Source organism: Colwellia meonggei (assembly GCF_057537295.1).
Genome location: NZ_BAAJLZ010000001.1, coordinates 491,816 through 506,596, shown reverse-complemented (window position 1 = coordinate 506,596; position 14,781 = coordinate 491,816). Strand labels below are relative to the sequence as shown.

Genomic DNA, 14,781 nt, shown 5'->3' with positions numbered 1-14,781 from the left:
CTTATCCATCAATGTTGTCTTTTGGCAGCAAAGTTGGCTCTGGCTGTTCAATGACCGTGGGCGAATTTTCATCTGGAGCATTATCAACAACGGTCGGTGGCGTTGATTGCCCAACGCTAATATTTTGCGTTTTCTTACTCACTTGCTTAAATTGTGGGTCATCTAAATTACCAGTCACTTCAAATTTAATTTCAGCAATAACAGATGATGTAATCACTTCATCAAGTGCAACACCCGCTAAAAATGTAACTGGGTTCAAGGTAGCGATCCAAGCAAGCACAGGCAAACTCGAGGTTAAATTTGGCTTATATGACATACGATAGTCGAGGTCACCATTATTTAAGTTAGTATTGCCAATAATGGTTAAGTCACCTGCAGTGCCTTTCATGCGAACACTGTCGGTATATGCAACGCCATCTTTTACGGTAAAACTACCTTTTAGCTCTCGGTAAAACATACCATCACTAAAAATATCTCTAAAATCAAAGCTCAACTTTCGCACTAAAGATTGCAAGCTTAACAGCGATAAAATGCGAACGCCTTTATCGTCGACATCGGCTAAATAACCATCATCAAACTTAGCGGAAAGATCACCATCGAACCTTGCTAATGCAAAATCATGAGGCCCGCCTTGCCAGCTAACATCATATTCAATAGCAACACCACTATCTTTGATGCTTGAAGCGTAACCAATATTTTCAACTTCTCGGGCAACATTATCAGCGTTTAAATTACCAACAATTTTGGTAAGCGAGTCAGTTTCATTTTTTCGCCACCTGACATCAAAGGCCATATTAGTTTTACCGCGTTTAGCAGTAAACTTGTTCAGCAACAGCGTATCTTCACTTTCTCGTTCAACGGTGAAAGATACTTCACCAAAATCATACAAGCCATATTTACAACTAGCGCAATTCACTTTCATCGCAGGCATATTAGTAAATATCTCATTATTGAGTTGCTGGTCAATGGCTAATACTTCATCTTTACTGGCAATATTGACCGTTGGTACAACATTCTCCGTACTTTCAGCAGACGAGTCTTCGCTATTAATCCCAACAACTCTTTCATCAATATCAGCGTTCGAGACAAGAGCACCCCCGCTATTTTCTTGTTCAGTCACGGTTGATTGCTGTTGACCTGCTAACTGTAAAAAGTCGATATCAACATCGATACCTTGCTGGTGCCAATCTGGGTAAAACTTAGCATTGGCTCTAGCCTCTTTAGCATTTACATTTAATAACCACCAATTTGTTTCTGGTGTAATATCAAAATCAAGATCAGTAAAATCCTGACCATAAACTAATAAATTACCTATACGGCCATTAATTTTATTTGGCGCTGACAATAGTGGCTGAGCAGGCACCTCAATAGTACTATTGTTGTCTGTTTGCAATACCTTGTTATCAACAGGTTCAGGTTCGGTAGCAGCTAATATGTCTAATACCAAAGGTTGCCATTGCTCATAGTCAGCTGACGCCAAATCGGCGGTGATATGAAAGCCTTTAGTTGGAAGCCACAATTGTTGTTTACCTAAAACTAAATGCGCTAACGAAAAGCTAGTTTGCTGATGGTCGAGCAAACCATAAAAATCGACATTGTTTGCAATTTCAGCGGTAATGGTACTATTAGCATCATCGCCAAAGGCGTGAATACTCACCGCAATATTATCTGTAGCCGATTTACTAAAAGGCTCAGGTAACAATAAATTGATATTGTTTAAATCCGAATTAACCTGATAATCATAGCTAAAATCATTGTCGCTGATCTTAAGTGCTAATTGCCCTTGCCAGTTAAATTCGCCATTTACATATTTGACCAAGTCTGCTGGTACTTGTGCTTGCCATTGTTGTTCTTGCCATTGAGCCAGTGTTTCAATAGCAACAAGATAATGTTCAGTTTTCTGCTCTGCTAAAACATTAAGTGTCAAAGGTAAACCCCGCCAATTTAGGGTTACATTGTCAGCTTTAATAATGTCATTATGATATTCCAACTTGCCATTCACCTGAACAAAGTCCATTCTTGGCGCCTGTAAGGCTACTTTGTTGTCGCTAAAATTCACTTGTCCTTTTGCAACAACCGCGTCAGTGTCATTTAATGGCAATATTAAAGAAAAGTCACCGCTAATATCCCCATCAACAACCACTTGTTCAAGTGTAGCACCAACTGAGCTTTGCATTGGACTAGCATCCATTAATGCCGCAACTAACTTAGGGTCAGTATTAGAAAAATTAGCATCAACCGTTAATATTTGCTCATCTGACAAATCGACTATTGCAGCTTCAACGCCAGTGACATCTACACCTGATAATGAACCACCGCGCCCCGTAATCAACATGCTGTTATTGGTAAAATTTAGGTTAGCAGCAAAGTTGTCAATTGCTGGCCATTCAGGATCAAAAACAAAGGTGCTTTGTGACAATTCAGCATCAACGACAAAAATACCCTCATGATTATTAAATGGAAAGCTTTGCAGTGGGCCATTAAATAACACTAGTGCTTGCTCAACTTTACCATCAACAATCGCGCCATTGAGGTAATCAACAAGATCATCACCCATTAGTAAGTGCGGATAATAATGCTCAGCAAATTTCGCATCACCGTCACTAACACTCGCCAATAGCGCCATAGTTACCGGTTTTTCAGCCTCGCTATTAACCTGAACATCGGCGGTTAAGGTTATTTCAGATGAAGAAAACTCAACATTTTCAGCAGAAAATTGCCAACTATCGCCAGAAAACTGTGCATAGATATCAGTGCTTAATTGGCTATATTGAATTGGCAGTTTGAAATGCTTGTCAAAATCAAGCGCGCCGTCATGAGCATTTAAAGCGATGTGTAACTTATCCCCTTGATATATGAGTTCACCACTGACATTGTCAATCCCAGGAATGCCGTTACTAAAATGGCTATCTATATTGTTAAAATTGGCTGAAATCGCAATATCACCATGACTATTTTCAAAGTAAATATTTTCAACTCGCCCTGTTGGCGCAAGCTCTGCCAATAAACCTTCTAATCCGTGATCGTTAGAAAGCAAAGGAAAAACGCCCTGAAGACTCGCCAATTCAAAGCCGCTTAAGTAGCCATTTACATTTTCTCTATTAACATTTGCTAGTAAAGTAATTTGGTCTGTTTGCTGGCCATTACGTTTAATAGTTATCGGTGATGTTGTTACGTTATAAACTAGCTCATCAATGGTATTGATTTGAATATTACCGCCATCTATTTCAAAGGTTTGTTCGCTATTATCGTGCTGCCAGCTAATTTCATTATGCCCTAAGGCAAATTGAATAAACTCTGGTTTTCCCGCGTTAACATTAAGCCAAGTTTTAAAATTTATTGAAGAATGCGTATTTTCGTCATCAATGGCTAATACCCGCCCAAGCCAAGGTGTAATATTGAGCTCATTTGCTTCAAGGTATGCTTGTCCGGTAAGATTATCAAAAGTATTGCCGTGAAAATCGAGTAGCACTTTTAAGTTATTCGAACTTAAACCATCCACTATCACGGTACCATAAGCTCTATGGTTTTCATCAGCATTAAGCCAGGACATATCATTGATAGTAAACGCTCGCACACCTGCCATAGTACGATATAAAACATGACTATCTCGAATAGAAAAACGTGATATTTGCTCAAGTAAAATCGACGATAAGTTATCGATGAAAGCGCGATTTTCACCTTGAGTATTAGCACTTGTTTGCTCAGCTGGATTTTCATCAGCTTTTGTTAGCGTTTGTTCAAATTCTAACTCTGCACCGACTATAGCGAAGTCTTGCGTCACTAATTTTCGAGCGCGAATACTGCCCCAAAAATCAACTTCCACTTCTAAGCTGTCAATATAGACTTTTGCATCAGCACTTGATAACAACTCTACCTGCTGCACAATCAAACTTGGACCAGACTTTTGCCAGCCCATAGTAAACGAGCCAATAGCAATATTGGTGTTGTAAGTAGTATTTAGAAAACTCTCAACATTTTCTCGGTAATTATGAGCATAAGGCAAAAATAAGCGCAAAGTACTAATAAGCACGGCAAAAACCACTAGCACAATTGCTAGAAGTTTATACAGACGCTTTAACCATCTATTTAGTACTGCTGAAACACTCATTATTTTTTCGTCAAACCTTAATTACCTCCGATAGCATGAAAACTGTAGCTACATCATTACTACGTCAAATTGCTCTTGATTATACATGTTTTCGGTTTGTATCTTAATTTGCTTGCCAATAAACACCTCTAGTTCAGCAAGATTATGATACTCATCATTAATTAATGACTCGCTAACCGATGATGAAGCATACACAATAAACTTATCGGCATCGTAAGCACGATTTACTCGAACAATTTCTCGTAATATTTCAAAGCAAACAGTCTCAACCGTTTTAACATAGCCGCGACCATGGCATACTTCACACTCACCACATAAAATATGCTCTAAGCTTTCTCTCGTGCGTTTGCGAGTCATTTCCACTAAACCAAGTGCGGAAAAATCAGATAAGCTGTATTTAACATTATCTCGCGACATTGCTACATCTAAGCTATGTAAAACACGACGTTGATGATCTTTATTATTCATATCAATAAAATCAACAATAATAATACCACCAAGATTTCGTAACCTTAATTGTCGTGCAATAGCCAATGTCGCTTCAATATTGGTATTAAATATAGTTTCTTCTAAATTACGATGGCCAACAAAGGCACCAGTATTTATATCTATGGTGGTCATGGCTTCGGTTTGATCTATGATCAAATAGCCGCCAGATTTAAGTTCTATTTTTCGATGCAAAGAGCGCTGTATTTCACTTTCAACATCGAACAAATCAAATATTGGTCGCTCACCAGGATATGACTCAAGTACAGGCGTTAAATTAGGTACAAATTCAGTAGTAAATTCGACTAATTGCTCATAGGTTAGTTTGGAATCGACACGAATACGCTCTAATGACACGCCAACAAAGTCACGTAACATCCTAAAAGCTAATGATAAATCTTGATAAATAGGGTCTTTGGTTTGCTTACGTTCTTTTCGCTCAATAACTTTTGTCCAAACACGACGGAGAAACTCGGCATCATGCTCTAGCTCTTCTTTACCTGCGCCTTCTGCAGCAGTGCGAACAATAAAGCCATGATCATCACCACAATATGGCGTAACGATTGACTTCAAACGGTTACGTTCTGTAGGGTCGTCAATACGTTGTGAGATTCCAGCATGGCTGGCATTTGGCATTAACACTAAAAAGCGAGCAGCAACGGTAATATCAGTGGTTAATCTAGCGCCTTTAGTGCCGATAGGGTCTTTCACCACCTGTACAACAATGTATTGGCCTTCATGCACTAAACTGCGAATGTCAGGCACATGATCGCTATTATTGTTTTCTTCTTTAAGAATAAGCTTCGAATTGATATCTGAGGCATGCAAGAATGCAGCCTTACCTAGGTTAATATCAACAAAAGCTGCTTGCATACCGGGTAGTACGCGAATAATTTTACCTAAATAAATATTTCCAACTAAACCGCGACGAGCTTCTCGTTCAACATGAACTTCTTGCAACGAACCATTTTCAATAAGTGCTACTCGTGTTTCACTCGGCGTAACATTGATCAGTAATTCACCGCTCATTTGAAGTCCTATTTATAACTGTTGATTATTCTTGTGTTAGTGCCGAACTCACACCAAAAGAAGATAGTAATTGGGCTGTTTCATACAAAGGTAACCCGACCACAGCAGAATAACTACCTTGAATTTGTTTCACAAATTGTCCGGCAATACCCTGAATTCCATATGCGCCGGCTTTATCTTGAGGTTCGCCGGTGTGCCAATAACGAATAATTTCATTCGTTGATAATTTCTTAAACTTAACCTCTGTGCTTACAACGTCAACTTCACATCGTTTACCTTGCACAACCGCAACGGCAGTTAATACTTGGTGTGATTTATCTGACAACATACTCAGTATAGCGAGGCAATCTTCTAGCGACTCAGGTTTACCCAAAATATGCTCTTGAAATACCACGCTAGTATCTGAGCCTAAAACCACTGCATTGTTATCACTACAACGCTGCGCAACGGCATTGGCTTTTTCTAGTGCCAAACGTGCGACATATTGCTCCGCCGTCTCATTCTCGATAATGCTTTCATCAATATCTGCTGGACAACATTGAAATTGAAATCCTAGTTGCGACAACAACTCTTTACGACGTGGCGACTGTGACGCCAGTATTAAGGTATTAGACATGCTATTTGATTCGAAAGTTTCGTCTTATTTTTCGTAACAACAAAAAAGCCCACGGCCACAAGACAATTGTAGTGAGTACTGGGTATAAATAACTCGGCAGAAAAATCGCATCCGTTAAAAAACGTTGCAGCCAAAACACAATTAAATGATAAAGCGCCGACAGCACACCAACGATCATCGCTTGTTGCCATACTGAAAAGTTACGAATTTTCTGAAAGTTTCCAGCAACAATATAAACCGAAATAGCCATAGCACCAGCATGAACTCCTAACGTTGAACCAAGTAAAACATCAAGTATAAAGCCCATTACCCATGCTGTGATTACATTGACTCTCGTTGGTAATGCCAAACACCAATAAAGTAAGACTACTAACACCCAATCAGGGCGAAATGCGTCAACACTCAATGGTAACGGCATAATACTCGCCATAAGTGCCACTAAAAACGTTAATAAAATAATTAAATAACTAGAAAGGCTCATTCACTTTTACCTTCACTAGCTGGTGCATCGACTAAGCTTTTACTGGCAAATGCTTCATCTTGCTCAGGCCAGAGCAATAACACGTAACGCAGTCGGTCAATTTTTGCTACAGGTTGGCTTTGAATACGAGCAAAAGCATGCGACTCATTCTGTACAACTGAAGAAACCTTGGCAACAGGGTAGCCTTCGGGGAATTTTCCACCTAAGCCGGAAGTAACTAGCATATCATCAACACGAATATCTGTACTGTGAGGAACATGGTTATGGGTTAAACGGTCAATAACACCGACACCACTTGCAATTAAACGCACACCATTTCGGCTTATTCTCACTGGAATTGCATGAGTAACGTCTGTGATTAACAACACACGACTACTCGTGGTACCTACATGAAGTACTTGACCAACAATACCGTCATCGTCAATAACCGCTTGGCCTTCAAATACACCATCATTAGCACCACGATTAATCACCACTTGATGTGTATAAGGATCACTATCAACACTAAGAATTTCAGCAACCATTTTTTTAGCATCACCACGTAACGGCGACGCAAGTAATGCTCGTAAGCGCTCATTTTCTTTTTTGACAATTTCTAGCTGTAAGGCCTGTTCGTGAAACGCTAATTCATTAATTTTATACTGCTCGTTATCAGCAATTAATTGCCGACGGGTAACAATATTTTCTGCCGCCCAATTCATCATCTGCTTAGGTGCAGTAGCCAAATATTGAAGCGGACTAACCATAGACTGCAAAAAACCACGAGCAGACTCGAAACTATTCATTTTATGGTCAAAAAATATTAATGATGCAGAACAAAACAGCACCAAAACAAGTCGGTGCTGTGGGGAAGGTCCATGTTTAAAAATTGGATTCATTTATGAATAATACTTATTCGTATGAAAATAGATCGCCGCCGTGCATATCAATCATTTCAATGGCTTTACCGCCACCACGAGCAACACAAGTTAATGGGTCATCAGCAACCACAACAGGAATACCCGTTTCTTCCATTAATAAGCGATCTAAATCTTTTAGTAGTGCGCCTCCACCCGTTAATATCATACCGCGCTCTGAAATATCAGAAGCGAGTTCCGGTGGAGATTGTTCGAGTGCCACCATAATTGCACTTACAATGCCGGTTAACGGCTCTTGTAATGCTTCTAAGATTTCATTGGAATTTAAGGTAAAGCTACGTGGAACACCTTCGGCTAGGTTTCGGCCACGTACTTCAATTTCAACCAACTCTTCACCTGGGTAGGCAGAGCCAATCTCATGCTTAATGCGCTCAGCTGTTGCTTCACCAATTAAGCTACCAAAGTTACGACGAACATAGTTAATAATGGCATCATCGAACTTATCACCACCAATGCGCACAGATGAAGAGTAAACCACACCATTTAATGAGATAATACCAACTTCTGTCGTACCACCACCAATATCAACCACCATTGACCCAGTTGCTTCTGATACTGGCATGCCAGCACCTATTGCTGCAGCCATTGGCTCATCAATAAGGTAAACTTCACGTGCACCAGCACCTAGCGCTGATTCACGAATAGCACGACGTTCAACTTGCGTAGAACCACAAGGTACACACACTAAAACACGTGGGCTTGGACGCAAAAAGTTATTGCTGTGCACTTGTTTAATAAAATACTGCAGCATTTTTTCGGTAACAAAAAAGTTAGCAATTACACCGTCTTTCATCGGACGAATCGCTTCAATATTGCCCGGTGTACGACCCAACATTTGTTTTGCAGCAGCACCTACGGCAGCAACACTTTTAGAGCCACCGGCGCGATCTTGACGAATAGCTACAACAGAAGGCTCGTTTAATACAATGCCTTGGTCTTTTACATAAATCAGGGTATTTGCTGTTCCTAAGTCGATTGATAAATCGTTAGAAAACATGCCGCGTAATTTCTTAAACATATTGTCGAAATGTCCTTTAAACATCACCTAGGCAACAAATTGCCAAAATATAGGGTTATCGATAGGCAAGTTAGCGTTCGCTTGCGCATAAAATAGTGTTATTAACTGGCTATCATACCGCAGACTTTAACGTTTGTGTTGTTAGAATGATAGAAATATAACGAAAATTTAAGAATTTTTAATGAAAGGGCTAAATTTAGATAATATCAACCAAGTGAGGGCTGATATTATCTAAAATTGAGTAGGCAGTTAAAACTTAATTTGTCACTTCACATTTGTCACTTCACGCCAAGAGATAATTCGGTCGTTGCCGCGATAGAGACCAAAATTTAAACTGCCCGTTGGATTATCGGTATAAGGACCATCATTATTGGTATCCAAGTTTTGCCAATCAAACTTTAACCAAGCAGGTACTTCGTATTCTAACTCTAAAGCACCTTGTGCTTGCGAAGCACTAAAAAACAAATCGCTATGTTCGCCTGCCAAAAAAGCATTAGCAATACTCGCATTAGTATCACCAACTCCAAGCCCGTCAGTATTATCAATATCAATTAAACGATAATCCCACAGGTTCATACTTCCTGAGTATTTAGCACCTGCTTTTTTAGCCGAAATTAAAGGCACTAAACAACTTTCGTCATTTGCTTGAACAAAGCTTGTGCCATTATAAGTTTGTACATATAGCGGCACACGTAAATTCGAAGTTTCGGGACCAAAAGTATTTTCAATAACCATACGAGCAAAGCGCACTTCAAGGCCAGTTACCTCAACTGTCTCAACGAATTTATCATTACTTAAATCAACACCTATTGTAATACCGTCTTCATCAGTAATTTGATTAATAGTTAAAGGAATTTCAGCCTGAAACGGCGTAATAAAACTTGTATTATCTCGAGTATAAGTAAAGTGGTCATTCTCAGAGAAAGTATATATTACTTCTCCCGCACTATTACCATTTGCAATACTTCCTAAATTGATACTCGCCGTTAAAGCGACTAAGTTATCAACAACATTAGGGTCTATCTCACCTTTGCGCAACTGGTTCAAATCATGAGTAGGAGCCACAATATCAAAATCATCAGGCTCTAATTTCATAAAGTTGGTGGCCGTATAATTTTTGGTGACAATATCACCCGCATTATACGCAGTAACAACTATTTCAGGTTTAATGCCATAGAAAATTGCACCTTTACCGTCCGCATACTGTTGTCCGGTATACGCCCAATCAACGCTAGAACACGTTGCAGCATCACTTTGCTTTGCATCTAAATTACCTGTATTTCCAATTGTTTGTTTAAAATACGCGGGGGTAAAACGACCAATGGTTAAATCATCTCCTTCAACTAAGCCGTCTGATGAACCTAATCCGCCATAATTAACATCCTGAATATCAACATTGATAATACCAACCTCGGCAAACTTAGCTCCAGCATATTTTGATAAGCCAATATTATTGGGATCTGAAGAAAAACTTGTTAAAGCTACATTACTATATGTTGGAGCTAAAGCGGTAAAAATCTCAGCATTATTAGCATAGGTAAACTTGCCATCAACAGTACCTGTATTATTAGGCAATAGTCGCTGCACTTTTAATTGCAATTGACCATCTACTTGACGGTAATTTTCAACAGGGTTATTCAAAATATTTAGAGCTTCTACAGAGAAATCAAATACAGCTCCAGCGGGGTGAATTACTCTACCTTCTGTCACAGATCTATCTGTCGAATTACCATTTAAACTTCCACTGGTATTCGTTGCTGTAATCAAGCTTGGGTGGGTTGCCGATATTGCAAAGTAGGAAGGCCTGACCCAAAAGTCATTCGATGTTCCAACTAATGAAACGCTATCTTGATTGTAATTTGCATGCAGCCTAATTTTTCCCGCGTCGAGATAAACAGGGTTGGGTATAATTGCAACACTCTCTTCTCCGTTATCAGTAACGAAGTTCAATTCAATGTCATTGGAAAACGTTGTGTATTTTCCAATATCATTACCGTTTACTTGAAACATCAAACCTGCATTAGTGTCAGAGGCAATTGTTGGTCTATTCTCTTGTGACAATTTTACATTCACCAGACCATTAAAGACTCCCTTACATTCTCCATTGACATTTTTCCTTGCTTGAATTTTTAGTCCAGAAAACACATCGCCCGAAATTTGACTGTCAATCGTTTCACTATTGCTAGTACCATATAAAAACCTGAATTCAGAATTTGAAAATTGCATATTGCAGCTCGTGCCTGCACCAGAACACTCAAACGAGTTACTGGCATTAACCGTAGCATTAGCAATAGACAAAGCAACAGTTTCAGCGGTGATATGATTAAAACTAAATGTAGGATTATTTAGATCAGTACTGCCGGTGAATGTAACAGGCGCTTTAGTCACTCCATTTACCTGAAAATCTAAACTAACTGACTCTGTACTTAAAGTTGAACAATCACTATTGGTACACGCTTCAATCGTTACCGTTTCTGCTGCACAAGTTAAGCCGTTACCGTCATGAACTATTTCATAGTGATGAATAACTGGTTCTGCACAAGGATGTGTTTTGGCATAAACTTCATTTATCTCGGCAGAAGTTAGTGCCCCTTTAAAAACATGAACTTCATCAATAGCACCAGTAAAGTGGAACCGACTACCTGTTTCTCCTGAACTACTTGTTTCGCCACCTATGCTGGCAGGGCCTGAATCGATTCCCCACGTGCCGCTGTATGTATTACTGGTACTGCCGCCAGTGATGATCTGTGCGACACCATTGATGTAAATTTGTCGAGTTTTAGTTACACTGTTATGAACTGCAGTTACGAATGACCAGTCACCAGCAACAATAGATGTAATTGTATCAACACTAACAGGGCTAACTCCTCGAGAGAAAAAACGCAGACGACCATTTCCGGGATCACCTAAACTAAAACCAAAACCTCGCTGATTATTTTCATCATCAATAAAGATTCTTGAGCCACTATTTACATTTTCGGGCTTAATCCATGCAGCAATGGTAAAACTATCTTGTAAATTTTCAAATGAGCTTGGCATTTCGATATAATCATCAACACCATCAAAAGAGCCATATCGACAAGTCCCAGGATTTCCCGTCAATGCTGGAATCGAATTGCCGGTCAATGCACCACCAACCGCTTGTGCATTAAAGTTACCAGTTTCATCTATAACGTCATTAACTGTATTGCTCCAGATACTTTCCTCCATAGAATACTGAGCAATAAGCTGCGCACATTGGGTAGTTTCCCGCGATGTGCCATCATAGTTCTTACCATTAACCTGATAATTGTAAACCGTAAGAATTTCATTCTCTGTTAATGCACCATCAAAAACAATAAACTCATCTAGTGGAGCTCTAAACCCCTGTGGTGTGCTCGTTCCAAAATCATCAAACGATGTGCCGATATACTTTAAAGTTCCAGAAGGTGCTATATTTATTACCTCGACAAAGCTGCCATCAATATAAAGTTTGGTTTGGCTATTTTGATAAACCAGTGCCATATGGTGCCAGCTATTATCTAAATTATTAAAACTATAGTTTCCATCTATTGAGTTGCCAGCTGCAGCATCATAAATTCCCCAACGCCAACCATTATCACGATCTAAGTAGAGTAAATCACCACCACTGGCCATCGCCCCCAAAATAAAGAATCTATTTCCAGAATTATCGGTCGGTTTTTTAAACCAGGTTGAAACACTATATGTTGAAGGTAATGGGATATTGACTTGCACATGCTGCTGAGCCGCTGAAATATCGAGCGCTTTTTCTATCTGAGCGTCAACTGAGGTGTTAACACTATTGTGGCTGGTGCCTGAGTAAATACCAAATTGGTCAACGACTTCATTGCCAACCCCAAAGTAGGCACATTCATCAAATTGAAAATTTGCAATTGCTGTTGCGGACGGTAACAAATTTTCACAAACTTCACCAAAATCTGCATTAAAAACATTATTGTCATAGGTCAGAACTACGTTGGAGTTAAGGTTTACCTTTCGACCTGAGGCTACGCCAAATAAGTAACTTGGTGAGTTAAAATTAATATTGCTTGCGTATAACGCTCCTGTAAATGTACTTTGGCTGTTTAGCGTTACATTACCGTTTACATGCATGACTAGCTTACTTGCATCGCCACTTTGATTTATTCCGGATGAATTAATTTTACTCGATGATAGAAAACTAACGGCAGAATCAACATAAACAATTGCAGTACCTGAACCAACAACATTGATAGTAGTGCTTGAGCCAACAGTAAAACGCCTAAAATAATATGTCTTGCCTGCCGAAAGATTGAGTACATTATTAAAACCTAGCGATAAGTGCTCAAAAAAATACGTATTAAAATTATCACTAAATTGCATCGTAGCATTTGAACGAGCCGTAATATTACGATAACGATTAGTACCTCCGTTACCAAAAGTCGTTGTTTGGTTTCTTGGAGGGCTATAATTTACATTACCGTTACCGCGTAAAAAATTTACATTTGCCGTTGCAGCTGAAATATTGGATGAAGTGCAATTTGCACTATCACAGCTATTAATATTAGAACCAGAGTTATGGCTTACGCGACGAGTCGACAATTCAGTATCAGGATTATTAATAAGTCTGGCATTGAAACCAAAATTAATTTGGCTATTGCCAACACCATTACCATGCGTGGCAATTACATCAGGAAATACCGCTGAACATTGTGCAGAAAAAGAATAATTTGAAAGTAATAAGAGTGCGATTCCAGCGCAAGCGACAATAAATTTAGATAAATTCATAACTACAATCTTCACCCCAATAATTAGACACTTAAAACAATAGCAATAATCTAACTAATCATATCATACTTGAAAAGTCATTGAATGTTATAGCTTATTCTAGCGCGAAACAGGGGAACATGTAGAAATTGAATTAGCTTGTGTCAATATCAATATTCGAAAAGCAAGAACCCCGCATATAGCAGGGTTCTTTAAATAATAAATGTGCTTGCTATTTAGTCATTTTTTTACGAATACCGAAACCTAATAAAGCGGCGCCGAAAATGAATAATGTTGTTGGCTCAGGTACATCAGTAGGAGCAGAAGCACGAACATAGAAGGTATCAAAATAATTAAATACCGATCCGTCTGATGACTTCACTCCAGATCTATTGTCAAAATCAAAAATATCTACATGAGTAAAATGCGAGTTCCAATATGAAACCGATTGGATTATTTCGCCATTATTTTGAAAGTGCGCTAGGGTTAATTCAGAAAACAATTGTTCTAATTCTGCACCTTCAATAAACATCCAGCCTGAATGAGCGGAAGGATCTTCAAAAACATTCATCACCCACTCATTATTAGTTGGGTTAAGGCCTTCGAAATTAGTTGTATTAACAGGGGACACCCACGTCCAATCGTAACCGCCATAGCTTATATAGGTATCTTCAGCTAAGTCAGAAGTAATAAAACCTGCATTGGCGCTATTTGAGGCAAATAAAAGTATTGCGAATAAAAATGTTAATGTAGACTTAATCATCGTAAATTCCTAACTAATGAAAAACGGCAGCTATGCAACCATTCAAGCAATGTTTGTACCAAAACAAGAAGACGCTACAAAAACAACAACTTACAGGTAAAGGTTACTTTTTTGCGTTTAGCACTGTAAAATAATTCAACAGTGAATTTTAAAGGAGTATAAACCAGAATATGCCATTATAAACTGCGAGCCTCAATCTCCACTGTGCGTGAAGTTAATTCGCCATCTAACGAGCACTGTCCCGTACTTTCAATAGTAAAATAGCGTACACCTTGATGCTCAAATTCAGTACAAATAATAGGGGAGAGGATTTTGCAGCCTTGTAAACCATTAATATTACTAATTATTGGAGGAGGATTAACACTACATCCATTTACATTATTTGCATCCCCTACCGGAAATATTTGCCCCAACTGCCATTGAGCTCCACTCTGAGCCGCAGTGTAAGCTCTAGTTCCCAGCACTTCATAAGCAACACTTTCTTGGCTTGAATCTAGCATATTTACTAATGCGGCTCCAAGTAGCGACATAACAATAATAATAAATATCGCAATAACCAATGCGCTACCTTTTTGTGCTTTTGCAAAATGCGAAGTTTGCATTATGCAGCGCAT

9 protein-coding genes are annotated in these 14,781 nt (G+C 39.0%); all 9 read right to left on the bottom strand.

All coding sequences use genetic code 11. From position 1 onward, the window contains the following. Nucleotide 1 precedes the first annotated feature (1 nt). Complete coding sequence (locus AC27E9_RS02345; protein WP_487126886.1) at nucleotides 2-4,111, bottom strand: YhdP family protein; 4,110 nt, start codon at nucleotides 4,109-4,111, stop codon at nucleotides 2-4. A 48-nt stretch (nucleotides 4,112-4,159) separates the two neighbouring features. After that, entirely contained in the window at nucleotides 4,160-5,626 is a 1,467-nt protein-coding gene (gene rng, locus AC27E9_RS02340; RefSeq protein ID WP_487126884.1) for a ribonuclease G, read from the bottom strand. A gap of 25 nt (nucleotides 5,627-5,651) precedes the next feature. After that, complete coding sequence (locus tag AC27E9_RS02335; RefSeq protein ID WP_487126882.1) at nucleotides 5,652-6,242, bottom strand: Maf family protein; 591 nt, start codon at nucleotides 6,240-6,242, stop codon at nucleotides 5,652-5,654. 1 nt (nucleotide 6,243) lies between these two features. Further along, complete coding sequence (gene mreD, locus AC27E9_RS02330) at nucleotides 6,244-6,723, bottom strand: rod shape-determining protein MreD (protein ID WP_487126880.1); 480 nt, start codon at nucleotides 6,721-6,723, stop codon at nucleotides 6,244-6,246. Next, nucleotides 6,720-7,601 carry a rod shape-determining protein MreC gene (gene mreC / locus AC27E9_RS02325; protein WP_487126878.1) on the bottom strand — a complete coding sequence of 294 codons (882 nt, stop codon included), beginning with the start codon at nucleotides 7,599-7,601 and terminating at the stop codon, nucleotides 6,720-6,722. Before mreC ends, mreD begins: the two co-directional genes overlap by 4 nt. Nucleotides 7,602-7,614: 13 nt before the next feature. Beyond that, nucleotides 7,615-8,658, bottom strand: coding sequence for a rod shape-determining protein (locus AC27E9_RS02320; RefSeq protein ID WP_487078754.1), 1,044 nt, complete (start codon nucleotides 8,656-8,658; stop codon nucleotides 7,615-7,617). 264 nt (nucleotides 8,659-8,922) lie between these two features. After that, on the bottom strand, nucleotides 8,923-13,425 hold the full coding sequence (locus AC27E9_RS02315; RefSeq protein ID WP_487126876.1) for a DUF6701 domain-containing protein: 4,503 nt from the start codon (nucleotides 13,423-13,425) through the stop codon (nucleotides 8,923-8,925). Between the two features lie 211 nt (nucleotides 13,426-13,636). Further along, nucleotides 13,637-14,167 (bottom strand): PEP-CTERM sorting domain-containing protein, encoded by a 531-nt coding sequence (locus AC27E9_RS02310; protein WP_487126874.1) that lies wholly within the window; start codon nucleotides 14,165-14,167, stop codon nucleotides 13,637-13,639. A gap of 176 nt (nucleotides 14,168-14,343) precedes the next feature. Then, nucleotides 14,344-14,769 carry a pilus assembly PilX N-terminal domain-containing protein gene (locus tag AC27E9_RS02305; protein ID WP_487126872.1) on the bottom strand — a complete coding sequence of 142 codons (426 nt, stop codon included), beginning with the start codon at nucleotides 14,767-14,769 and terminating at the stop codon, nucleotides 14,344-14,346. Nucleotides 14,770-14,781: the final 12 nt, after the last annotated feature.

Bases quoted from the DNA above. Each gene is read 5' to 3' on its own strand.
- AC27E9_RS02345 (WP_487126886.1), bottom strand. From the start codon at position 4,111: ATGAGTGTTTCAGCAGTACTAAATAGATGGTTAAAGCGTCTGTATAAA.
- rng (WP_487126884.1), bottom strand. From the start codon at position 5,626: ATGAGCGGTGAATTACTGATCAATGTTACGCCGAGTGAAACACGAGTA.
- AC27E9_RS02335 (WP_487126882.1), bottom strand. From the start codon at position 6,242: ATGTCTAATACCTTAATACTGGCGTCACAGTCGCCACGTCGTAAAGAG.
- mreD (WP_487126880.1), bottom strand. From the start codon at position 6,723: ATGAGCCTTTCTAGTTATTTAATTATTTTATTAACGTTTTTAGTGGCA.
- mreC (WP_487126878.1), bottom strand. From the start codon at position 7,601: ATGAATCCAATTTTTAAACATGGACCTTCCCCACAGCACCGACTTGTT.
- AC27E9_RS02320 (WP_487078754.1), bottom strand. From the start codon at position 8,658: ATGTTTAAGAAATTACGCGGCATGTTTTCTAACGATTTATCAATCGAC.
- AC27E9_RS02315 (WP_487126876.1), bottom strand. From the start codon at position 13,425: ATGAATTTATCTAAATTTATTGTCGCTTGCGCTGGAATCGCACTCTTA.
- AC27E9_RS02310 (WP_487126874.1), bottom strand. From the start codon at position 14,167: ATGATTAAGTCTACATTAACATTTTTATTCGCAATACTTTTATTTGCC.
- AC27E9_RS02305 (WP_487126872.1), bottom strand. From the start codon at position 14,769: ATGCAAACTTCGCATTTTGCAAAAGCACAAAAAGGTAGCGCATTGGTT.